General features: G+C 72.5%; 19 protein-coding genes. 12 read left to right on the top strand and 7 right to left on the bottom strand.

Going from position 1 to position 21561, the window contains the following annotated elements; all coding sequences use genetic code 11:
• Positions 1–102 precede the first annotated feature (102 nt).
• Positions 103–1575 carry an NAD(P)H-quinone dehydrogenase gene (locus ACFY3J_RS07425; protein WP_384172289.1) on the top strand — a complete coding sequence of 491 codons (1473 nt, stop codon included), beginning with the start codon at positions 103–105 and terminating at the stop codon, positions 1573–1575.
• A 174-nt stretch (positions 1576–1749) separates the two neighbouring features.
• Complete coding sequence (locus tag ACFY3J_RS07420) at positions 1750–2709, top strand: DeoR/GlpR family DNA-binding transcription regulator (protein WP_384172286.1); 960 nt, start codon at positions 1750–1752, stop codon at positions 2707–2709.
• 157 nt (positions 2710–2866) lie between these two features.
• On the opposite strand, the gene ACFY3J_RS07415 is transcribed toward ACFY3J_RS07420, so the two are convergent.
• Complete coding sequence (locus ACFY3J_RS07415) at positions 2867–4642, bottom strand: acetyl/propionyl/methylcrotonyl-CoA carboxylase subunit alpha (RefSeq protein WP_384172283.1); 1776 nt, start codon at positions 4640–4642, stop codon at positions 2867–2869.
• Positions 4643–5016: 374 nt separating this feature from the next.
• Between ACFY3J_RS07415 and ACFY3J_RS07410 the strand changes: the two genes are divergently transcribed.
• Positions 5017–5589, top strand: coding sequence for a hypothetical protein (locus tag ACFY3J_RS07410; RefSeq protein WP_384172280.1), 573 nt, complete (start codon positions 5017–5019; stop codon positions 5587–5589).
• On the opposite strand, the gene ACFY3J_RS07405 is transcribed toward ACFY3J_RS07410, so the two are convergent.
• The 4 genes from ACFY3J_RS07405 to ACFY3J_RS07390 form a co-directional block, all read right to left on the bottom strand.
• Entirely contained in the window at positions 5590–6210 is a 621-nt protein-coding gene (locus tag ACFY3J_RS07405; RefSeq protein WP_390840490.1) for a Maf family protein, read from the bottom strand.
• Between the two features lie 32 nt (positions 6211–6242).
• A complete protein-coding gene (gene mmpB, locus ACFY3J_RS07400) occupies positions 6243–6371 on the bottom strand; it encodes a morphogenic membrane protein MmpB (RefSeq protein ID WP_141359021.1) in 129 nt (42 codons plus the stop codon).
• A gap of 869 nt (positions 6372–7240) precedes the next feature.
• Complete coding sequence (locus tag ACFY3J_RS07395) at positions 7241–7447, bottom strand: acyl-CoA carboxylase epsilon subunit (RefSeq protein ID WP_384172273.1); 207 nt, start codon at positions 7445–7447, stop codon at positions 7241–7243.
• Positions 7448–7456: 9 nt separating this feature from the next.
• On the bottom strand, positions 7457–9058 hold the full coding sequence (locus ACFY3J_RS07390; protein ID WP_384172270.1) for an acyl-CoA carboxylase subunit beta: 1602 nt from the start codon (positions 9056–9058) through the stop codon (positions 7457–7459).
• A 111-nt stretch (positions 9059–9169) separates the two neighbouring features.
• Between ACFY3J_RS07390 and ACFY3J_RS07385 the strand changes: the two genes are divergently transcribed.
• Together ACFY3J_RS07385 and ACFY3J_RS07380 are read left to right on the top strand one after the other, a co-directional pair.
• Positions 9170–10054 (top strand): biotin--[acetyl-CoA-carboxylase] ligase, encoded by an 885-nt coding sequence (locus ACFY3J_RS07385; RefSeq protein WP_384172267.1) that lies wholly within the window; start codon positions 9170–9172, stop codon positions 10052–10054.
• 116 nt (positions 10055–10170) lie between these two features.
• The gene (locus ACFY3J_RS07380) at positions 10171–11331 is read left to right on the top strand and encodes an adenylate/guanylate cyclase domain-containing protein (protein WP_384172264.1); all 1161 of its coding nucleotides are present in this window, start codon (positions 10171–10173) and stop codon (positions 11329–11331) included.
• A 19-nt stretch (positions 11332–11350) separates the two neighbouring features.
• Here ACFY3J_RS07380 and ACFY3J_RS07375 read toward each other — a convergent pair whose 3' ends face one another.
• Positions 11351–12079, bottom strand: coding sequence for a hypothetical protein (locus ACFY3J_RS07375; protein ID WP_390840489.1), 729 nt, complete (start codon positions 12077–12079; stop codon positions 11351–11353).
• Between the two features lie 227 nt (positions 12080–12306).
• Here ACFY3J_RS07375 and ACFY3J_RS07370 point away from each other — a divergent pair, with 227 nt between their 5' ends.
• From ACFY3J_RS07370 to hutH, 3 genes are all read left to right on the top strand, one after another.
• Entirely contained in the window at positions 12307–13101 is a 795-nt protein-coding gene (locus ACFY3J_RS07370) for an enoyl-CoA hydratase/isomerase family protein (protein ID WP_390840488.1), read from the top strand.
• 863 nt (positions 13102–13964) lie between these two features.
• Positions 13965–15116 carry a diguanylate cyclase domain-containing protein gene (locus tag ACFY3J_RS07365; protein ID WP_384172255.1) on the top strand — a complete coding sequence of 384 codons (1152 nt, stop codon included), beginning with the start codon at positions 13965–13967 and terminating at the stop codon, positions 15114–15116.
• A gap of 106 nt (positions 15117–15222) precedes the next feature.
• The gene (gene hutH, locus ACFY3J_RS07360; protein ID WP_390840512.1) at positions 15223–16761 is read left to right on the top strand and encodes a histidine ammonia-lyase; all 1539 of its coding nucleotides are present in this window, start codon (positions 15223–15225) and stop codon (positions 16759–16761) included.
• Positions 16762–16803: 42 nt separating this feature from the next.
• Here the strand turns inward: hutH and ACFY3J_RS07355 are convergent, their stop codons facing one another.
• On the bottom strand, positions 16804–17139 hold the full coding sequence (locus tag ACFY3J_RS07355; protein WP_390840487.1) for an LAETG motif-containing sortase-dependent surface protein: 336 nt from the start codon (positions 17137–17139) through the stop codon (positions 16804–16806).
• A 109-nt stretch (positions 17140–17248) separates the two neighbouring features.
• Here ACFY3J_RS07355 and ACFY3J_RS07350 point away from each other — a divergent pair, with 109 nt between their 5' ends.
• From ACFY3J_RS07350 to ACFY3J_RS07335, 4 genes are all read left to right on the top strand, one after another.
• A complete protein-coding gene (locus tag ACFY3J_RS07350; RefSeq protein WP_384172248.1) occupies positions 17249–17668 on the top strand; it encodes a hypothetical protein in 420 nt (139 codons plus the stop codon).
• A gap of 221 nt (positions 17669–17889) precedes the next feature.
• On the top strand, positions 17890–19134 hold the full coding sequence (locus ACFY3J_RS07345; RefSeq protein WP_384172245.1) for an Ig-like domain-containing protein: 1245 nt from the start codon (positions 17890–17892) through the stop codon (positions 19132–19134).
• A 112-nt stretch (positions 19135–19246) separates the two neighbouring features.
• Positions 19247–20716, top strand: a complete 1470-nt coding sequence (locus tag ACFY3J_RS07340) for an ABC transporter permease (protein ID WP_384172242.1) — start codon at positions 19247–19249, stop codon at positions 20714–20716.
• Positions 20717–20820: 104 nt separating this feature from the next.
• Positions 20821–21504: an ABC transporter ATP-binding protein gene (locus ACFY3J_RS07335; protein WP_384172239.1), complete on the top strand. Its 684-nt coding sequence runs from the start codon at positions 20821–20823 to the stop codon at positions 21502–21504.
• The last annotated feature ends 57 nt before the right edge of the window (positions 21505–21561 follow it).

The raw sequence follows: 21561 nt of genomic DNA, 5'->3' as shown, positions 1-21561 counted from the left end.
CGAGCGTACGGCAGCCGCGCACCCGCCTCACGGGTCCCATGCGCAACGGGAGTGCCCCGCGCCGACGCCCCGGGGCCGTAGCACCTTGAACGGTGCGGGACAATGGAGTACGTGACTCGGATCGTGATCATCGGTGGTGGACCCGGCGGCTACGAAGCGGCGCTGGTGGCGGCGCAGCTCGGCGCGGAGGTGACCGTCGTCGACTGCGACGGTCTGGGCGGAGCGTCGGTGCTGACCGACTGCGTGCCGTCGAAGACCCTTATCGCTACGGCCGAGGTGATGACCACCTTCGACTCCTCGTACGAGGAACTGGGGATCATCGTCGCCGACACCCCCTCCGACGGCGGCCCCGCCCAGGATCTTCCGGCGGACCAGGCCGGCCGGGTGGTGGGCGTCGACCTGGGGAAGGTCAACCGCCGGGTGAAGCGGCTGGCGCTCGCCCAGTCCCACGACATCACCGCCTCCGTGACGCGGGCCGGCGCCCGGGTCGTGCGCGGGCACGGCCGGCTGGAGGGCATGCAGGCGCTCGACGGGTCGCGCACGGTCGTCGTCAGGGCGGCCGACGGGAGCGAGGAGAGGCTCACCGCGGACGCCGTGCTGATCGCGACCGGCGGCCACCCGCGCGAGCTGCCCGACGCCCAGCCGGACGGCGAGCGGATCCTCAACTGGACCCAGGTCTACGACCTCACCGAGCTGCCCGAGGAACTCATCGTGGTCGGCTCGGGCGTCACCGGTGCCGAGTTCGCCGGCGCCTACCAGGCACTCGGCTCGAAGGTCACGCTGGTGTCCTCCCGCGACCGCGTGCTGCCGGGTGAGGACCCGGACGCGGCCGCGGTCCTGGAGGACGTCTTCCGCCGCCGCGGCATGAACGTCATGGCGCGCTCGCGGGCCGCCGCGGCCAAGCGGGTCGGGGACCGTGTGGAGGTGACGCTGGCGGACGGCCGGGTCATCACGGGCAGCCACTGCCTGATGGCCGTCGGCGCCATCCCCAACAGCGCCGGGCTCGGCCTGGAGGAGGCCGGCGTCAAACTGCGCGAGTCCGGTCACATCTGGACCGACAAGGTGTCGAGGACGACGGCTCCGGGCGTGTACGCGGCCGGCGACGTGACCGGAGTCTTCGCGCTGGCGTCGGTGGCGGCGATGCAGGGACGCATCGCGATGTACCACTTCCTGGGCGACGCGGTGGCCCCGCTGAACCTGAAGACGGTCTCCTCCAACGTCTTCACCGACCCCGAGATCGCCACCGTCGGCTACACCCAGGCCGACGTGGACGCCGGCAAGATCGACGCCCGCTGTGTGAAGCTGCCGCTGCTGCGCAACCCGCGCGCCAAGATGCAGGGCATCCGGGACGGCTTCGTCAAGATCTTCTGCCGTCCGGGCACGGGGATCGTGGTCGGCGGCGTGGTCGTCGCCCCGCGCGCCTCGGAACTGATCCACCCCATCTCGATCGCCGTCGACAACAACCTGACGGTCGAACAGATCGCGAACGCCTTCACCGTGTACCCCTCGCTGTCGGGGTCGATCGCGGAGGTGGCACGGCAGTTGCACACGCGCAAGGCGACGGCCGAGGCGTAGGCGGTCCGGCGTCCGGGCCGACTCCCCGCCGGTCACGGGGAGTTGCGGACCGTGCCGGTGGCACGGGCAAGGGGACCAGGCCCCATACCACTTCGCACCCTGCCCTGCGAACAACTTCTGCTATTCGGCGCAAACTGCTGAAAGCAGACGGTCGCTGGGGTTACTGTCAGTTTCGTGTTCGCTGCTGAACGTCGCCAATTGATCCTCGAAATGGTGCGAGCGAACGGTGCCGTGTCGCTCCGTGAACTCGCCCGCGTCGTCCAGACCTCCGAAGTGACCGTACGGCGGGACGTGCGGGCGCTGGAGGCCGAAGGACTCCTCGACCGCCGGCACGGCGGTGCGGTACTCCCGGGTGGGTTCACCCGGGAGTCCGGCTTCCCGCAGAAGTCGCATCTCGCGACCGCGGAGAAGACGGCCATCGCCGACCTCGCCGCGAGCCTCGTCGAAGAGGGCGAGGCGATCGTCGTGGGCGCGGGTACCACCACTCAGGAGCTGGCCCGCCGGCTCGCCCGGGTGCCCGGCCTGACCGTCGTCACCAACTCCCTGCTGGTCGCCCAGGCGTTGGCCCATGCCAACCGCGTGGAGGTCGTGATGACCGGCGGCACGCTGCGTGGCTCCAACTACGCGCTCGTCGGGTCGGGGGCGGAGCAGTCGCTGCACGGGCTGCGGGTGTCCAAGGCCTTCCTGTCGGGGAGCGGGCTGACGGCCGAACGGGGCCTGTCCACCTCCAACATGCTGTCGGCGTCCGTCGACCGGGCCCTGGTGCAGGCCGCCGCGGAGGTGGTGGTCCTCGCCGACCACACCAAGCTCGGTACGGACACGATGTTCCAGACCGTCCCGACCGATCTCATCACCCGCCTGGTGACGGACGAGCCCCCGGCCCACGACGACCGCGCGGCCACCGAGCTCCAGGCCCTCGCCGACCAGGGCGTCCAGATCGCCGTGGCCGGCGCGACGGGAAACCCGGTGGCGGACCAGCCCCCGCCCCGCGACCGTCGCCGTGAGGTCCCGCTCCCGGGTCCCCGCCGCACCCAGCCGCCGGGCGCGAACCTCCGCCCGGCGTCCCTGGGCGGGGAACAGCCGAACGGCACGGAACGCCCGGCCGCGCGGGTGGCGGACCTCCGGAGGCGATGAGGGCCTTCGGGCCGTCCTCGGGACTCTCGGACTGTCTTCGGGATGGGCTTCCGACCGTCCTCGGGAAGGGCTTCCGACCGCCCTACGGAAAGCACGGCGCCCGGCGGGCCGCTCTCGCGGCTCGCCGGGCGCCTGTGGGTGCGGGTGCTCCGGGGGATCAGTCCTTGATCTCGCAGATGACGGCGCCGGAGGTGACGGAGGCGCCGACGTCGGCCGACAGGCCCTTGATGGTGCCGCTGCGGTGGGCGTTGAGGGGCTGCTCCATCTTCATGGCCTCCAGGACGACGACCAGGTCGCCCTCCTTGACCTCCTGGCCCTCCTCGACGGCGACCTTGACGATGGTGCCCTGCATCGGGGAGGCGAGGGTGTCGCCGGAGGCGACGGGGCCGGACTTCTTCGCGGCGCGGCGCTTGGGCTTGGCACCCGCGGCGAGGCCGGTGCGGGCCAGGGACATGCCCAGCGAGGTGGGCAGCGAGACCTCCAGGCGCTTGCCGCCGACCTCGACGACCACGGTCTCGCGGCCCGTCTCCTCGTCCGCCTCCGCGCTGTCGGCGGTGGCGGTGAAGGGCTTGATGTCGTTGACGAACTCGGTCTCGATCCAGCGGGTGTGGACCGTGAACGGGTCGCTGGAGCCGGTCAGTTCCGGGGCGAACGCCGGGTCGGTGACCACCGCGCGGTGGAAGGGGATGGCGGTGGCCATGCCCTCGACCTGGAACTCCTCCAGGGCGCGGGCGGCCCGCTGGAGGGCCTCCTTGCGGGTGCGGCCGGTCACGATCAGCTTGGCCAGCAGCGAGTCCCAGGCCGGGCCGATGACGCTGCCGGACTCGACGCCCGCGTCCAGGCGGACGCCCGGTCCGGACGGCGGGGCGAAGTTCGTCACGGTGCCGGGGGCGGGCAGGAAGCCCCGGCCCGGGTCCTCGCCGTTGATGCGGAACTCGAAGGAGTGGCCACGCAGCGGCGGGTCGTCGTAGCCGAGTTCCTCGCCGTCGGCGATGCGGAACATCTCGCGGACCAGGTCGAAGCCGGCGACCTCCTCGGTGACCGGGTGCTCGACCTGGAGGCGGGTGTTGACCTCCAGGAAGGAGATCGTGCCGTCCTGGCCGACCAGGAACTCGCAGGTGCCGGCGCCGACGTAGCCGGCCTCCGACAGGATCGCCTTGGAGGCGCGGTACAGCTCGGCGACCTGCTCGTCGGACAGGAACGGCGCAGGGGCCTCCTCGACCAGCTTCTGGTGGCGGCGCTGGAGGGAGCAGTCACGGGTGGAGACGACGACCACGTTGCCGTGCTGGTCGGCCAGGCACTGGGTCTCCACGTGCCGCGGCCGGTCCAGGTAGCGCTCGACGAAGCACTCGCCGCGGCCGAAGGCGGCCACCGCCTCGCGCACCGCGGACTCGTACAGCTCGGGGACCTCGTCCAGGGTGCGGGCGACCTTGAGACCGCGCCCGCCGCCACCGAAGGCGGCCTTGATGGCGATCGGCAGGCCGTGCTCCTCGGCGAAGGCCACGACCTCCTCGGCACCGGAGACGGGGTCGGGGGTCCCGGCCACCAGCGGCGCGCCGGCGCGCTGGGCGATGTGCCTTGCCGCGACCTTGTCACCCAGGTCGCGGATGGCCTGCGGCGGCGGGCCGATCCAGATCAGGTCCGCGTCCAGCACGGCCTGGGCGAAGTCGGCGTTCTCCGAGAGGAAGCCGTATCCGGGGTGGATCGCGTCCGCGCCGGACTCCTTCGCGGCCTTCAGCACCTTGTCGATGTCCAGGTAGCTGGTGGCCGGGGTGTCACCGCCCAGGGCGAACGCCTCATCCGCGGCGCGGACATGCAGAGCGTCCCGGTCCGGGTCGGCGTAGACGGCCACGCTCGCGATACCGGCGTCCCGGCAGGCCCGGGCAACGCGGACAGCGATTTCGCCACGGTTGGCGATGAGCACCTTGCGCACGATTGAGGCTCCCTCCTTGAAACAAGCCGAGTTTAGGGACTGCCGACACGGCACTTCGACCCGTCCCCGATGGTGAGCTTGCCCACACGGAGCGTGATTCGAGGCGCGCTCGACCTGCGAAATCCCTTGTCGCATCGCTGTACGCAGGACTCCTCCGGAAAACCCTAGCCCTCCCATGTGGCCAAGGTCTCTGTGAGGGCGTGCTGCGACGCACTTCGTTTCTTTGTGGAGTCCCTACGAATGGCCCAATGATTCTTTGCCGGTGGCAGAACCCTTGTCCCCCCGTTTACCCGTTAGTAGCGTTCACGATGTCTCGGCGGTACTCGCGGTAACAGGGCTCCGGACGGAGCGGCAGTCGGAAGTGGGTGGGACCGGTGGTGCGCAGACCGGTGGCGTGGGTGGTGGCGGTGGTGCTCTTCGCCGAGGCGTTGGGCGTGGCGGCGCTGAACTGGTTCCTCGGCGAGGTCGTGCACCAGCAGCGGATGTCCCTGGCCGGCCTGGATCCGAACGTGATGTCGAACTCGTCGAAGGCCGGCGGTCTGGTCTTCGGCCTCTACTTCGCCCTGTGCGGGCTGGTCGCCCTGCTCGTGGCGGTACGGGGTCGCCGCCCGGCCGGCCTGGGACGCGTCCTGCTGATCAGCGCGGCCGTGGTGCACGGGCTGCTGGGCGCGTTCGCCTGGGGGCTGGTGGGCTGGCGGGCGTTCCTGTTCATGGTGCTGGTGCTCGGGCTCATCGTGCTGCTGCTGATGACGTACGACCACGAGGAGGGACCGGCCGGTGAGGTGCCGGGCGCCCCCCGGGGCGCGGGCGGCCCCGGGACCGAGAAGACTCCCGGGCCCGCGGACGACACGGGTCACGGGGGCGACACGGGTCACGGGGGCGAGACGGGTCACGGGGGCGAGGCGCCCAGGCCTCTCACCCCTCCGGCCGAGGCCCGCACTCCCTGATCAGTCCTCGGCCGGCGCCCACAACTCGGTGATGCCCACGCCGAGTTCGGCCAGCAGACGGCGGATCAGGGGCAGGCTGATGCCGATGACGTTGCCGTGGTCGCCGTCGATGCCGTCGATGAACGGCGCCGAGCGGCCGTCCAGGGTGAAGGCGCCGGCCACGTACAGCGGCTCGCCCGAGGCGACGTACGCGGCGATCTCCTCGTCCGACGGCTCGCCGAAGCGGACCACGGTGGAGGCCGTGGCCGAGGCGTGCCGCCCGCTCTCCGTGTCCCAGACGCAGTGACCGGTCTGGAGGGTGCCGGCCCGGCCGCGCATCGCCTTCCAGCGGGCGGTGGCCTCCTCGGCGTCGGCGGGCTTGCCCAGGGCGTGGCCGTCCAGGTCGAGCACCGAGTCGCAGCCGATCACCAGCGCGCCCCGGACCTCCGGCCGGGCCGCCACCACGGAGGCCTTCGCCTCGGCGAGCGCGAGCGCCAGTTCGGCGGGGGTGGGCGCGGTGACCGCGTCCTCGTCGACGCCGCTGACGATGACCTCCGGGTCGAGCCCGGCCTGCCGGAGCAGCCCGAGCCGGGCGGGGGACTGGGAGGCGAGCACGAGTCGGCGGCGCGGCTGGTCTGTCATACGGTCAGCGTATCGGCGGCGGCTCCTCCGGCTCACCTCACGCCGATCACGAACATCGCCAGCACCATGGCCAGTGCCATGAGAACGCCCAGCCGCCGCAACATGTCCTGCGTGTCACGCAGTTCCTTCGGCGGCTCGTTCTCGGGATCGGACCACAGCATCCTCCGATCGTGCGACCGCGACCACGCCGCGCGCCTGAGTACGCGTACTCAACTTGTCCCCCACTGGGCGTTCACGCGGGCGGGCCGGGGACACCGCCTCAAGGACTGAACCGCCCCTGACGGCCGCAGGCCCGTCCCCGGGCCACCGCCCCGACGCGGCCGCACAGGCATCGGCCCCACGGCCGTGGCGCGGCGGCTGCGGCTCTCCTGAGTGGGTCAGCGGCCGGAGGGTGGGATACGGCCAGGCCCCGGGACCCAGGAGCGGAGCCGTGCCCGGGCACACAGGGAGGCGCGGAGGACCCCGCCGGGGGAGGGGGCGCAGCCCAGCCGAGACACAGGGGCGGAGCCAAGCCGGGACGCCCGGGACGCAGGGGCGGAGCCCAAGGAGGTGGTTACTTGAGCCTACGGAGTTGGGCGGGGGGCCATGTACTGGGGCGGAGCCTCGGCGGGGTGCAGGGGCGGGGCCTCGCCGGGGGTGTGGGGCGGAGCCCCAGGGAACGGTCGCCTGAGCCCTACTGGGTCGGGCGGGATGGTGGGCCAAGTACCCGGGGCGGAGGCCCGCCGGGGTGTGGGGCGGAGCCCCAGGGAACGGTCGCCTGAGCCCTACTGGGTCGGGCGGGATGGTGGGCCAAGTACCCGGGGCGGAGCCCCGCCGGGGTCTGGGGCGGAGCCCCAGGAAGCCGTCACTTGAGCCCTACTGAGTCGGACGCGCGGGTGGGCAGAGCGCCCCCGGGCGGAGCCCGGCCAGGGGTGCAGGGGCGGGGCCCCGCCGGGGTCTGGGGCGGGGCCCCGGGGGACGGTCGCCCGAGGCCCACCGAGTCGGGCGGGCGGGTGGGCAAAGCGCCCTGGGTGGCCGGTGGCGCGGGCGATCAGCCGGGCCAGTAGGTGCGGGACCAGGCCGTAGGGCTCGGGTGAGGGACGTGCCGGGTGGCGATGCGGGACGGGTCGGACCAGGAGTCTCGGGGGGCCGGCGCGCCGGACGGCGTGTTGGCTGCCGCCGCGGCGCGGGCCCGGACCACCGCCAGGGCGGCGGCGAGCTCCTCCGGGGTCGGATGGCCTCGTACGACCTTGATCACAGCGGCTCCTTACAGGGGGATGTTGCCGTGCTTCTTCGGAGGCAGGGATTCCCGCTTGGTGCGCAGCTGACGCAGGCCGCGCACGAGGTGGGAGCGGGTGTCGGAGGGCTTGATCACCGCGTCGACGTAGCCGCGTTCGGCCGCGACGTAGGGGTTGAGGAGGGCGTCCTCGTACTCCTGGATCAGCCGGGCGCGGGTCGCCTCGGCGTCGCCCGCGGCCTCGGCCTCGGCGATCGTGCGGCGGTGCAGGATGTTGACCGCGCCCTGGGCGCCCATGACGGCGATCTGGGCGGTCGGCCAGGCCAGGTTGAGGTCGGCGCCCAGGTGCTTGGAGCCCATGACGTCGTAGGCGCCGCCGAAGGCCTTGCGGGTGATCACGGTGATCAGCGGGACGGTCGCCTCGGCGTAGGCGAAGATCAGCTTGGCGCCGCGGCGGATGATGCCGGTGTGCTCCTGGTCGACGCCCGGGAGGAAGCCGGGCACGTCGACGAAGGTGAGCACGGGCACGTTGAAGGCGTCGCAGGTCCGTACGAAGCGGGCGGCCTTCTCGGAGGCGTCGATGTCCAGGCAGCCGGCGAACTGCATCGGCTGGTTGGCGACGATGCCGACCGGGTGGCCCTCCACCCGTCCGAACCCGGTGAGGATGTTCGGCGCGAACAGCGGCTGGGTCTCGAAGAACTCGGCGTCGTCCAGCACGTGCTCGATCACCGTGTGCATGTCGTACGGCTGGTTCGCGCTGTCCGGGACGACCGAGTCCAGCTCCAGGTCCTCGCCGCTGACCGCCAGGTCGGCCTCCTCGGGGAAGACCGGCGGCTCGGAGAGGTTGTTCGACGGCAGGTACGACAGCAGCTGCTTGACGTACTCGATCGCGTCCTTCTCGTCCCCGGCCATGTGGTGGGCCACGCCGGAGGCGGTGTTGTGGGTGCGCGCGCCGCCCAGCTCCTCGAAGCCGACGTCCTCGCCGGTGACGGTCTTGATGACGTCGGGGCCGGTGATGAACATGTGCGAGGTCTGGTCGACCATGATCGTGAAGTCGGTGATCGCCGGCGAGTAGACCGCGCCGCCCGCGCACGGGCCGACGACCAGGCTGATCTGCGGGATCACCCCGGAGGCGTGGGTGTTGCGGCGGAAGATCTCCCCGTACGCGCCGAGGGAGGCGACCCCCTCCTGGATCCGGGCGCCGCCCGAGTCGTTGATCCCGATGACCGGGCAGCCGGTCTTCAGGGCGAAGTCCATCACCTTGACGATCTTCTGCCCGTAGACCTCGCCCAGCGCTCCTCCGAAGACGGTGAAGTCCTGCGAGAACACCGCGACCGGGCGGCCGTCGACCATGCCGTAGCCGGTGACGACGCCGTCCCCGTACGGCCGGTTCTGCTCCAGGCCGAAGTTGGTGGAGCGGTGCCGGGCGAACTCGTCCAGCTCGACGAACGACCCCTCGTCGAGCAGCAGTTCGATCCGCTCGCGCGCCGTCAGCTTCCCCTTGGCGTGCTGCTTCTCCACGGCGCGCTCGGAGCCGGCGTGCGTCGCTGCCAGGACGCGGCGCTGAAGATCCGCGATCTTGCCCGCGGTCGTGTGAATGTCGATCTCTTGGCGCTCTTCCGGCTCGGACATCGGGATCGCGGCTCCCTGCCTGCTCACAAGGGGGGACGGTTACTCATCCGTAGCGTAGTAGGGGGTCCGCCGTTCGGCAGTGCGGCGTTTCCCACACCTAGGGTGGCTTGCATGACGCCCCGAGATGCAGCAGACGACAACCCCGACAACGTGCCGCACGGCAGCCGCTGGTCCGACCTGGACCGCCCGCCCCTGAACGCCGGGGCCCTGCGGCGCGGGCTGGTACGGGCGGACGGGCTGTGGTCCGAGGTGGACGTGGTGCAGAGCACGGGCTCCACGAACACGGACCTGGTGGCCCGCGCCGCCGCCGGGAAGGCGGGCGAGGGTGCCGTCCTGGTCGCCGAGGAGCAGACCTCCGCCCGGGGCCGTCTGGACCGCCGGTGGACGGCCCCGCCCCGCTCCGGGCTGTTCTTCTCGGTGCTGCTGCGGCCCAGCGAGGTGCCGGTGGCCCGCTGGGGCTGGCTGCCGCTGCTCACCGGGGTCGCGGTGGCCACGGGCCTGTCCCGGGCCGCCGGGGTCGATACGGCGCTGAAGTGGCCGAACGACCTGCTGGTGACCGTCGGCGATGAGGAACGCAAGGCCGGCGGCATCCTGGCCGAGCGGGCCGGCGGGGACGCCGTGGTCATCGGCGTCGGCGTCAACGTCACGCTGCGGCAGGAGGAGCTTCCCGTCCCGGGGGCCGGCTCCCTCGCCCTCGCCGGAGCGGTGAGCACCGACCGCGACCCGCTGCTGCGGGCGGTCCTGCGCTCCCTGGAGGACTGGTACGGCCGATGGCGGGAGGCGGGAGGCGATCCGGCCGCGAGCGGCCTCCAGGAGACGTACGCGGCGGGCTGTGCGACGCTCGGGCGGGTGGTCCGGGCGGAACTGCCGGGCGACCGGTCGGTGGTGGGAGAAGCGGTCGCGGTGGACGGCGACGGCCGGCTGGTCATCGCCACGGAGGCAGGGGTGCAGGAGCCGGTCGGCGCGGGCGACATCGTGCATCTGCGCCCCGTGTGAATCGGTGCCGGTCAGCTCCCCCCGCGGCGCGACCTGACGGAGTGAGCTGGCGCACACCTGCCGTAGAGTTGAGGCCGGTCGATACCTGACCGTGGCAGATCGGAAGGGCAGCAGGCGTGACCGTCGACGACACGGGCTCCGGCGCGGACGCGGACGGCCGGGAGGAGCCTCCGCCATTCCCGTCCTCGCTCGAGCAGGGGGACTCCGACGCCGAATCCGGCGGACACCCTCTCGCACTGCGTCTCGAACAGCTCATCCTGGGCGCGGAGCGGCGCTACACCCCGTTCCAGGCGGCCCGCAGCGCCGGCGTCTCCATGGAGCTTGCCTCCCGCTTCTGGCGGGCCATGGGCTTCGCCGACATAGGCCAGGCCAAGGCGCTCACGGAGGCCGACGTACTGGCCCTGCGGCGGCTCGCCGGTCTGGTCGAGGCGGGGCTGCTCAGCGAGGCCATGGCCGTGCAGGTGGCCCGGTCCACGGGGCAGACCACCGCCCGTCTGGCCGAATGGCAGATGGACTCCTTCCTGGAGGGCCTGACCGAGCCGCCCGAGCCCGGCATGACCCGCACCGAGGTCACGTACCCGATCGTCGAGCTGCTGCTGCCCGAGCTGGAGGAGTTCCTGGTCTACGTCTGGCGCCGCCAGCTCGCCGCCTCGGCCGGCCGGGTCGTGCAGGCCGCCGACGACGAGGAGATGGTCGACCGGCGGCTGGCCGTGGGCTTCGCGGACCTCGTCGGCTTCACCCGGCTGACCCGCCGTATGGAGGAGGAGGAGCTCGGCGAGCTGGTCGAGGCGTTCGAGACGACCTCGGCCGACCTCGTGGCCGCGCGCGGCGGCCGGCTCATCAAGACGCTCGGCGACGAGGTGCTGTACGCCGCCGACGACGCCGGCACGGCGGCGGACATCGCGCTGCGGCTGGTCGAGACGATGGCCCACGACGAGACGATGCCGGAGCTGCGGGTGGGCATGGCGTTCGGCACGGTGACCACTCGAATGGGCGATGTGTTCGGCACCACCGTCAACCTCGCCTCCCGGCTCACCTCGATAGCTCCGCGTGACGCCGTCCTGGTGGACAGCGCCTTCGCCGAGGAGCTGATCCGCACCGGGGACGCCCCGGCGTCCGAGGCGGAGGCGGCCGAGGCCGCGGCGGCCGCGGAGAAGGAGGGCGAGGAGCCGCCGGTGTACCGGTTCGCCCTTCAGCCGATGTGGCAGCGCCCGGTGCGCGGCCTGGGCGTGGTCGAGCCCTGGCTGCTCACCCGGCGGAGCGACGGGACCTCGTAACCGGCGGTCGCGGCCCGGATCAGCGGCCGGGTCCGGCCTCGAGGCCGACGCACAGCCCGATGATCGGCAGGCACAGGCCGCCCCCGCCGGAGGGCGGGGCCGGGGGCTGCGTACTCCGGCTCGGGGCCGGTGTGGGGCGAGGAGCCGGGGCCGTGGTGGCGGGCGGCCGCGGTACGTCGGTGGGCTCCGGGTGCTCCGGCGGGTCCGTGTCCTCGGGGAGCGCCGTGGGAACGGTCGTGGTCTGCGGGAGCGCCGAGGGCTCCGCGGTGGCCGCCGCCGCGGACGGGGACGCCATCGGTACGGCGCTTCCGTCCGGGAGCGGTGCGGCGCTCACCCCGTCCAGGGCGACGGTCGCCGAGGGCGCGGTCGCCGGACCGGCCCCGGTCGTGCCGGAGGTGCCGGCGGGGGTCCCGGCGGAGCGGCCCGAGCCGTGGCCCGGGGCCGCGTGGGGTTCGGCCTCCGCGGCGCCCAGGCCGGCCGGTCCGGACTCGGGCGCCAGCCGTACGAGGCTCAGCACACCGGCGGCCACCGCGAGCCCTCCGGCGGCCAGCAGCGCCTTGCGGGGCCGGCGCCTGCGGTGCCGTCCGTGGGCACGGGAGCCCCAGGGCCGCGTCCATGTGCCGGCGGTCTCCTCCTCCGCCGCGGCGTCGGCGACTATGTCTGTGCTGTCGCAATGATCGCCGTTGTCGTTCTTGTCGCCGTCGTTCTTGTCGCCGTCTTGCCGGACTGTGGCTGTATGCGTCGTCATCGCCGTCCTCCCCGATGCGCTCGCGCCCCCCGATGCGCCATGGCGGACGCACGTTATGCGCTCTCCCGGGGATTCGGTGGGGGTTGGCCGGGGATGTCACTCGAACGGGGTGCCGGGTCTCGACAACGGGGCCGCGGTTGTGTTCCGTCCGCACTTTCCCCGGTGCGGGCCCTGCTGCGATGATCGGACCTGGTTTCTTGTTAACCCGCGTTAACCAGGAGGGTGTCATGAGTGAGGAGCGGTTCGGCGAGTTCGTGCTGGTGCGGCGGCACGACTACGTCGCGGAGCTCGTCCTGGACCGGCCCAAGGCGATGAACGCCGTGTCCACGGACATGGCCCGGTCGATCGCCGGGGCGTGTGCGGCGCTCGCCGCCGACCGGGACGCGCGCGTGGTCGTCCTGACGTCCTCGCACGAGCGGGCGTTCTGCGTCGGGGCCGACCTGAAGGAGCGCAACTCCTTCAGCGACGCCGACCTGGTGCGCCAGCGCCCGGTCGCGCGCGCGGCGTACACCGGCGTACTGGAGCTGCCGATGCCGACGATCGCCGCGGTGCACGGGTTCGCGCTCGGCGGCGGCTTCGAACTGGCCCTGTCCTGCGACGTGATCGTGGCCGACCGTACGGCCGTGGTGGGGCTGCCGGAGGTCTCGGTGGGGGTGATCCCCGGTGGCGGCGGTACGCAGCTGCTGCCCCGGCGGGTGGGCGCCGCGCGGGCGGCCGAGCTGATCTTCACGGCGCGTCGGCTGGAGGCGCCGGAGGCGGCCGGGCTGGGCCTCGTGGACCGCCTGGTGGGCGAGGGCCGGGACCGCGAGGAGGCCCTGGAGCTGGCTTCCCGGATGGCGGCGAACTCGCCGGTCGGACTGCGCGCCGCCAAGCGCGCCCTGCGACTCGGGCACGGCCTCGACCTGCGGGCCGGCCTGGAGGTAGAGGACGCGGCCTGGCGCTCGGTCGCCTTCTCCGCGGACCGCGCGGAGGGGGTGGCGGCCTTCAACGAGAAGCGCCCCCCGCACTGGCCGGGAGAGTAACCACCGCCTCGCGCCGCCTGCGTCCCACGCCGGCCGGGAGTGCACCTCACGCCTGCTGGGGGCGGCGGCTGCCCGACACCGAGCAGTCCGGCGACCGCCGGCAGCCGTGCAGTGCGCCGACCGGAGGAGGCGGGCACCGCCGCCGGGCGCGGACGGCCCGCGTCCCCGTGCCTGCCGTCCGCCGTGACCGCCGTACCGGCCGGGTCGCGGTCGCCCGGCGCTCTGGCTGTCGTGGTCGGCGGGTGGTGGCGGTTCGGCGTCGAGCCGGGGGTCGGCGTCCGACGACTGCGGGCTGCGGTGCCGTGCACTGAGCGGTGGAGGTAGGAGCCGTCGTCGGGCGCGGACGGTCCGCGGCCTCGTGCCTGTGGTCAGGCATGCCCGCTGGGCCGTGCGAATGCCGTGCCGACGGGTCTGTGGCCGCCCGACGTTGTGGCCGTGGTGCTTGGCCGGGTCGCGGTCGCCCGGCGCTCTGGCCGTCGTGGTCGGCGGGTGGTGGCGGTTCGGCGTCGAGCCGGGGGCCGGCAGTCCCCGCGGCTGTCGGCAGCCGTGCCGCGCGCTGGCCGGACGAGGTGGGAGCCGCCGCCGGGCGCGGGCGGCCCGCGGCGCCTGCCGTCCGCCGTGGCCGCCGGACCGCGTGGCCACCGTGCGCGGCGAGCCACACCTGGCCGGGAAGGGACGCCGTGCCTCGCGCGTCCGGGGGCGCGTGAGCCCTGTCGGGTCCTGTGGGTCGGGGGTGTACGGGTCCGTGTCGGGTCCCGTTGACTCGGGGGTGTGGGGTTCCGGTGATCCGGGGGAGCTGTGTGCGGCGCACTGGTGGGTGGGCCAATGTCTCGATTCATCTGAAACATCCCTAGCCTGGGGTGATGGGCGAGAACAGGCGGCTGGCGGACGTCGTGGCGTTGGCACAGGGGATGGCCGCGGCGCAGACCTCGCGTGAGTCGTGGCGGGCGGCGGCGCTCGGTGCGTGCCGGGCGCTGGAGGGGAGCTTCGCCGCGCTCTCGGCGTGGGAGCGCGAGCACGGCCGGCTGCGGGTCCTGGTGAACGTGGGGGACCGGGCGCCGGAAGAGGAGGAGTTCCCGGAGAACGAGGCGTACCCGGTGCACCAGTTTCCGGAGATCACCGAGTTCCTGCACGAGCGGTGGGCCTCGGGCGGTGAACCCGACGCCTGGGTGGAGACCGCCGACGGCGCGGCCGCGGGCCACCCCGGCTACAGCCACCAGCGTGTCGCCGCGCTGCGCAGGCGAGGGCGCGGCTGCTGCGTGGTCGCGCCGATCGTGCAGCACGGACGCGCCTGGGGAGAGCTCTACGTCGCCCGTCCGGTCGGCACCCCCCTCTTCGGCCGCTCCGACGCCGACTTCGCCACCGTGCTGGCCGCCGTGGTAGCCGCCGGGCTCGCCCAGAGCGAGCGGCTGGAGGAGGCCCGCAGGCTGGCGTTCACGGACGCGCTGACCGGGCTCGCCAACCGCCGTGCCGTCGACGTGATGCTCGACGAGGCGATCGAGCGGCACCGCGCGGACGGTGTCGTCGTCAGCCTCGTCGTCTGCGACCTCAACGGGCTCAAGCAGGTCAACGACACCCTCGGTCACGCCGTCGGCGACCGGCTCCTCGAACGGTTCGGCTCCGTGCTGTCGCTGTGCGGCGCGATGGTGCCCGGCGCCCTGGTGGCACGGCTCGGCGGCGACGAGTTCTGCCTGGTCGCGGTGGGCCCCTCGGCCGACGACGTGATCAAGGCGGCCGACGAGCTGTGCCGGCGCGCGGCCGAGCTGGAGCTGGGCGAGGGCGTCGCCTGCGGGGTGGCCTCGACCGAGCACGCGATCCGGCCGGTACCGTCGGCCCGGCGGCTGTTCCGGCTCGCCGACGCCGCCCAGTACCGGGCGAAGGCGCTGCGCGCCGACCGCCCCGTGGTCGCCGGCCGTGAGGGCGCGCAGGACCCGGTCGTCCGCCTCGTCGACGCGCCCCCGCCCGTGCCGGAGGCCCCGGTGGAGCGGCGCCGCTTCCGCGGCCGCAGGCCCTGAGCGGCGCCGGGTGTTCAGGCGTATCCAGGCCGCGAGTTGTAAGAGTCGCTCCCAGCATCCACTAGTGACATCTTCGCATTCACTGCGTACGCTCCTGAATATGGATATGCATACTGTGGTGGTGGGGACGTCGGGGGTCACCGCGTCCGACGTTCTCGCCGTGGCGCGCGGCGGCGCCCGCATCGAGCTCTCCGACGAGGCGGTGGCGGCCCTCACGGCGGCCCGGGAGATCGTGGACGCGCTGGCGGCCAAGCCCGAGCCCGTCTACGGCGTCAGCACCGGCTTCGGCGCCCTGGCGACCCGGCACATCAGCCAGGAGCTGCGCACCCAGCTCCAGCGCAACATCGTCCGCTCGCACGCCGCCGGCATGGGCCCGCGGGTCGAGCGCGAGGTCGTGCGGGCGCTGATGTTCCTCCGGCTGAAGACCGTGTGCTCCGGGCACACCGGCGTACGCCCCGAGGTCGCGCAGACCATGGCCGACGTGCTCAACGCCGGCATCACCCCGGTCGTGCACGAGTACGGCTCCCTCGGCTGCTCCGGCGACCTCGCCCCGCTGTCCCACTGCGCCCTCACCCTCATGGGCGAGGGCGACGCGGAGGGCCCCGACGGCGTCGTACGCCCCGCCGCCGAGCTGCTCGGCGAGCACGGCATCCGGCCTGTCGAGCTGCGCGAGAAGGAGGGCCTGGCCCTCCTCAACGGCACCGACGGCATGCTCGGCATGCTGATCATGGCCCTCGCCGACCTCGAAACCCTGTACAAGTCCGCCGACATCACCGCCGCCCTCAGCCTGGAGGCGCTGCTCGGCACGGACAAGGTCCTCGCTCCCGAGCTGCACGCCATCCGCCCGCACCCGGGGCAGGGCGCCTCCGCCGCCAACATGCTGGCCGTGCTCAAGGGTTCCGGCCTCACCGGGCACCACCAGGGCGACGCGCCCCGCGTCCAGGACGCCTACTCCGTGCGGTGCGCCCCGCAGGTCGCCGGCGCCGGCCGGGACACCCTCGCGTACGCCCGGCTGGTCGCCGAGCGGGAACTCGCCTCCGCCGTGGACAACCCCGTCGTCCTGCCCGACGGCCGGGTGGAGTCCAACGGCAACTTCCACGGCGCCCCGGTCGCCTACGTGCTGGACTTCCTCGCCATCGCCGCCGCCGACCTCGGCTCGATCGCCGAGCGCCGTACCGACCGGCTGCTCGACAAGAACCGCAGCCACGGCCTGCCGCCGTTCCTCGCCGACGACGCCGGCGTCGACTCGGGCCTGATGATCGCCCAGTACACGCAGGCCGCGCTGGTCAGCGAGATGAAGCGGCTCGCCGTACCGGCGTCCGCCGACTCCATCCCGTCCTCCGCCATGCAGGAGGACCACGTCTCCATGGGCTGGTCGGCGGCGCGCAAGCTGCGCACGGCCGTCGGCAACCTGAACCGGATCATCGCGATCGAGCTGTACGCCGCCGCGCGCGCCGTTCAGTTGCGTGAGGGCCTGACCCCGGCTCCGGCGAGCCGGGCGGTCATCGACGCCGCCCGCGAGGCGGGGGTGGAGGGACCGGGCCCGGACCGCTTCCTCGCGCCCGACCTCGCCGCCGCGGACGCCTTCGTGGGGGACGGCCGGCTCGTCGCGGCGGCCGAGACCGTCACCGGCCCGCTCCAGTAGGACGGCGGGCCGGGGCCCAAGTCGAGGGAGGGCCGGGCGGGTTCAGAAGCCGAGGCGCTCCCGGCGCACGGAGTAGACCACGAAACCGGCGCCCAGTATGAGGAGCGCGGTGCCGCCGACGACGTACGGAGTGGTGTCGATGCTTCCGGTGTCGGCGAGTTCGGTCCCGCTCCCGGTGGAGGCGTTCTCCTGGGCGCCGGACGTCTCCACCGCCGAGGCGGGCCGCCCCTGTTCCGTGACCTGGGCGGTCGGCGCCGCCGGGTCCGCCCCTCTCGCCGGAGTGCCCACCGACGCGTCCGCGGAGGGGACGAACCACAGGGCGCCCAGCAGGGTGCCCGCGGCGGTGGCGGTCAGCAACGTACGGCGAGCGGATGACACGGAATATCGATCCCCTTGTGGCGCTGGTGAATTGGCCGTGTGGGGCGATGTTAGTGAACGTCGCGGGTCACAGGAAAGTCACGGGAGGTTTGAGCCGTACCCTCCGACCATGAGCACTCCAGAGACTTCACGTTTTGTACGCCTCAGTGTCGAGCTCGTCCTCGAGATCGAGGACGAGGACGCCGTCATCGGGGCGGCCCGCAGCCGGATCGCCGAGCACATCGAGGACGGCGAGTTGGACCCCGCGGAGCGGGCGCACGCCGAGGGCGCTGTGACGGAAGACACCGCCGAGGCCCTGGCGTACCTGGTTGATCCGTTCGACCTGGTCGGCGAGGTGCCCGGGGTGGAACTCCAGCAGGCCTCCTGGTCGAGCGAACCCATCGCGTACGACCCGGATTCGCCCGACTGGGAGTTCGGCGAGGATGATGTCGATGAGGAAGTCGAGGAAGTCGAGGAAAACGGGGAAGGCGACGAGGACGAAGAGGGCGGGGACGACCAGAAGGCAGGCGGCGCCGGACACTCCGGCTGACGTCGTCCGGATCACATCGGCGACCCCGGCCGCAACCGACGTCCGGGGTTTCGTCGTCTCACGCAACGCGCAGACCGGGCCGCGTACCGTCCGCTACGGCGGACGTGGCAAGTCCCACATCTCCACGACGTGGGAAATGGGACGAAACGGTCGTAGCGTTGAGGACTCGCGACGGGGGCCTCGAGGGGTTTTGGGACTCGCCAACGATGGAGAAGCGTGTGATGACGAACAGTAAGCGGCGCAAGCGCCTGACGGCCGCGTCCGCACTGCTCGGCGGTGTACTGGTGCTCACGGCCTGTTCCGGCAACAGCGACGCGGCCGGCGACGGGGGCGACACCTCGCAGGCCAAGGCCGACAAGGCCGCGGCCCAGGAGGCGTCGGAGGCCCAGATCAAGATCACACCAGCGGACGGCTCCGACAACGCCTCGATCAACAACTCCGCTGCCGTGATCGTGGCCAAGGGCACGCTGACGAAGGTCGCCATGACGACGGCCGACGGTACGGCCGTCGAGGGGCAGATATCGGCCGACAAGAGGAGCTGGAAGCCCGACGCCCAGCTCCAGCGCGCCACCACCTACAAGGTCGCCGCGAGCGCCACCGACGCCAAGGGCCGGGCCGCTCACGAGAACGCCTCCTTCACCACGGTCGCCCCGGCGCACAGCTTCATCGGCTCCTTCAACCCGGACAACGGCACCACGGTCGGCGTCGGCATGCCCGTCTCGATCAACTTCGACAAGGCGATCACCAACAAGGCGGCCGTCCAGAAGGGCATCACCGTCACCTCCTCCAGCGGCCAGGAGGTCGCCTGCCACTGGTTCGGGGTGCAGCGCATGGACTGCCGTCCCGAGCAGTACTGGCAGGAGAACTCCACCGTCACGCTGAAGCTCGACCTCGACGGCGTCGAGGGCGCCCAGGGCGTCTACGGCGTCCAGCAGAAGACGGTCACCTTCAACATCGGCCGCAACCAGGTCTCCTACGTCGACGCGAAGACCAAGCAGATGAAGGTCACGCGGAACGGCAAGGTCGTCAAGACCATCCCGATCTCCGCGGGGTCGCCCGACAACAAGACGTACGAAGGCCAGATGGTGATCTCCGAGAAGTTCAAGGAGACCCGGATGAACGGCGCGACGGTCGGTTTCACCGACGACGACGGCAAGGGCGAGTACGACATCAAGGACGTGCCGCACGCCATGCGCCTGACCAACTCCGGCACCTTCATCCACGGCAACTACTGGGGCGGGCCGGGCGTCTTCGGCAACGTCAACACCAGCCACGGCTGTGTCGGCCTGCAGGACAAGAAGGGCGCGAACGACCCGAACACGCCGGGCTCGTGGTTCTTCGACAACTCGATGGTCGGTGACGTCGTCATCGTCCAGAACACCGGCGACAAGACCGTGGCCCCGGACAACGGCCTCAACGGCTGGAACATGAGCTGGGCGCAGTGGAAGGCCGATTCGGCCGTCTGACGACCGCTTGCCCGTGAAGACCGGTGCCGCCCCTCGGGGCCGCACCGGTCTTCTCATGCTCCTCTCACGACGGCCTCAAGACCTCATCAGGCGGCGCCCCTACCGTCGGCACATGTTCTTCACCTACCTGAGGCGCGAGCTGCGCCGCCGTCGAAAGGCGGCTCTCGTCGTCGCCTCCGGCCTCGCGCTGGGCATCGCGCTGGTCATCGTGGTCAACTCCGTGTCCAACGGCATGGGCGCGGCGCAGGAGAAGGTCCTGCAGTCGCTGTACGGGCTGGGCACCGACATGACCGTCACCAAGGCGGCCACGCCGCCCTCCGGTGACTCCGAGCGCCCGCGCTTCCGGTTCGACGCCAAGGACAACGGGTCCGAGGACACCCAGAGCAGCGACCGGGTCATGGTGCAGGGCTTCACCACCCTGTCCGCCTCCACGGTCACCAAGGTGGCGGACCAGAAGGGCGTCTCCTCCGCGGTCGGCGGGCTCAGCCTCAACGTGGTGAAGGTCAGCGGCCAGTTCACCCGCGGCCAGTTCCAGCAGGGCGAAGGCGGCCGGACGGGCGGCGGCCCCGGCTCCCAGCCGCAGGGCCGGGTCCAGGGCGGCGGCGCCGACTTCGACGTCAACCAGTACTCGGTCTACGGCACCGACGTCACCAAGCCGGAGCTCGGCCCGCTGACCTCCTCGGAGATCACCAGCGGCCGCACCTTCAAGACCACCGAGACGGACGCGAAGGTCGTCGTCGCCGACTCGGCGTACGCCAAGGAGAAGAAGCTCAAGGTCGGCGGCACCGTCACCATCAAGGGCGTCAAGTACGAGGTGATCGGCATCGCCACCGCCAGCAGCGGGGACGCGGCGGCCAACCTCTACATCCCGCTGAAGCAGGCGCAGACCCTCAGCGACAACAAGGACAAGGTCACCACGATCTACGTCAAGGCGACCGACTCCCAGCAGATCGACGCCGTCAAGAGCGCCGTCCAGAAGAACGTCTCGGGAACCACGGTCACCACCTCCGCCGACCTGGCCAAGACCGTCTCCGGCTCGCTGTCCACCGCCTCCAGCCTGGCCACCAACGTCGGCAAGTGGCTGTCCATCGCGGTGCTCGTGGCCGCGTTCCTGGTCGCGGGCCTGCTCACCTCCTCCGCCGTCTCCCGGCGGGTGCGCGAGTTCGGCACGCTCAAGGCGCTGGGCTGGAAGTCCGGCCGGGTGACCCGGCAGGTGGTCGGCGAGGCCGTCGTCAACGGACTGGTCGGCGGCATCCTCGGCATCGCGCTCGGTCTGGCGGGCGCGTACGCGGTGACCGCGATCAGCCCGACGCTGCAGGCCGACCTCGGCGGCTCCGGCGGCGGGGCGGCCGCTGCCGGTGGCGGTCCCGGCGGTGGCGGCTTCTTGGGCGGCGGGGGCATGGGCGGTCCGGGCCGGCAGGCCGCGAAGTCCCTGGAGGTCGCGCTCACCGCGCCGGTCAGCCTCACCACCATCGTCCTCGCGGTCGGCCTCGCCGTGGCCGGCGGTCTGATCGCCGGCGCGTTCGGCGGCTGGCGCGCCTCCCGCCTCCGTCCGGCGGACGCGCTACGGCGGGTCGAGTAGCGCCCGCCCGGGGCCGCGCGATCCTCCCCTGACCGCGCGGCACACCCGCCCACCAGCGGGCCGTCGGCCCAACTCCCGCACGCACTCCAGGAGCTGCTTCACCCATGTACGAACTCACCGGCGTCACCAAGCGCTACATCCGCGGCAAGGGGGTCGTCCAGGCCCTCGACGGGATCGACCTGACCATCGCCGACGGCGACCGCCTGGTCATCCAGGGCCCCACCGGCGGCGGCAAGTCGACGCTGCTGCAGATGCTGGGCGGCCTGGACCGGCCCACCTCCGGCCAGGTCGTCCTCGACGGCACCGACCTGGCGAAGCTGCCCGAGGCCCGGCTCACCCGGGTGCGCAGCGAGAGCATCGGCTTCGTCTTCCAGTCCTTCAACCTGATCCCGACCCTGACCGCGCAGGAGAACGTCGAGACCGCCCTCGTCCCGCTCGGCATCAAGGCCGCCGAACGGCGCGAACGGGCCGCCGAGGCACTGGAGTCGGTCGGGCTCGGCGAGCGGCTCGGACACCTGCCGTCGGAGATGTCCGGCGGCCAGCAGCAGCGCGTCGCCATCGCCCGCGCCCTGGTCAAGCAGCCGAAGGTGCTGCTCGCCGACGAACCCACCGGAAACCTCGACGAGTCCATGCGCGACGAGATCATGGACGTGCTCGAACGGATGTGGAAGGAGCACGGGCTGACGTTCGTCATGGTCACCCACGACTCCGCCATCGCGAAGAAGGCCCCGCGCCTGGCGACCATCCGCAAGGGCCGCATCACCGTCAAGGAGAACGCGAGCGCCTGACACCGATCCGCTCTTGAGCGGTTGATCACCCCCCGGGCATACTTCCTCTTCCGGGGG

Source organism: Streptomyces sp. NPDC001231 (assembly GCF_042896885.1).
Classification (GTDB): Bacteria; Actinomycetota; Actinomycetes; order Streptomycetales; family Streptomycetaceae; genus Streptomyces.
The sequence above is the reverse complement of the archived record's forward strand: the minus strand, read 5'-3'. Positions and strand labels throughout refer to the sequence as shown.

Bases quoted from the DNA above. Each gene is read 5' to 3' on its own strand.
- ACFY3J_RS07425 (WP_384172289.1), top strand. From the start codon at position 103: ATGGAGTACGTGACTCGGATCGTGATCATCGGTGGTGGACCCGGCGGC.
- ACFY3J_RS07405 (WP_390840490.1), bottom strand. From the start codon at position 6,210: ATGACAGACCAGCCGCGCCGCCGACTCGTGCTCGCCTCCCAGTCCCCC.
- mmpB (WP_141359021.1), bottom strand. From the start codon at position 6,371: ATGCTGTGGTCCGATCCCGAGAACGAGCCGCCGAAGGAACTGCGTGAC.
- ACFY3J_RS07390 (WP_384172270.1), bottom strand. From the start codon at position 9,058: ATGTCCGAGCCGGAAGAGCGCCAAGAGATCGACATTCACACGACCGCG.
- ACFY3J_RS07385 (WP_384172267.1), top strand. From the start codon at position 9,170: ATGACGCCCCGAGATGCAGCAGACGACAACCCCGACAACGTGCCGCAC.
- ACFY3J_RS07375 (WP_390840489.1), bottom strand. From the start codon at position 12,079: ATGACGACGCATACAGCCACAGTCCGGCAAGACGGCGACAAGAACGAC.
- ACFY3J_RS07370 (WP_390840488.1), top strand. From the start codon at position 12,307: ATGAGTGAGGAGCGGTTCGGCGAGTTCGTGCTGGTGCGGCGGCACGAC.
- ACFY3J_RS07365 (WP_384172255.1), top strand. From the start codon at position 13,965: ATGGGCGAGAACAGGCGGCTGGCGGACGTCGTGGCGTTGGCACAGGGG.
- hutH (WP_390840512.1), top strand. From the start codon at position 15,223: ATGCATACTGTGGTGGTGGGGACGTCGGGGGTCACCGCGTCCGACGTT.
- ACFY3J_RS07350 (WP_384172248.1), top strand. From the start codon at position 17,249: ATGAGCACTCCAGAGACTTCACGTTTTGTACGCCTCAGTGTCGAGCTC.
- ACFY3J_RS07345 (WP_384172245.1), top strand. From the start codon at position 17,890: ATGACGAACAGTAAGCGGCGCAAGCGCCTGACGGCCGCGTCCGCACTG.
- ACFY3J_RS07340 (WP_384172242.1), top strand. From the start codon at position 19,247: ATGTTCTTCACCTACCTGAGGCGCGAGCTGCGCCGCCGTCGAAAGGCG.
- ACFY3J_RS07335 (WP_384172239.1), top strand. From the start codon at position 20,821: ATGTACGAACTCACCGGCGTCACCAAGCGCTACATCCGCGGCAAGGGG.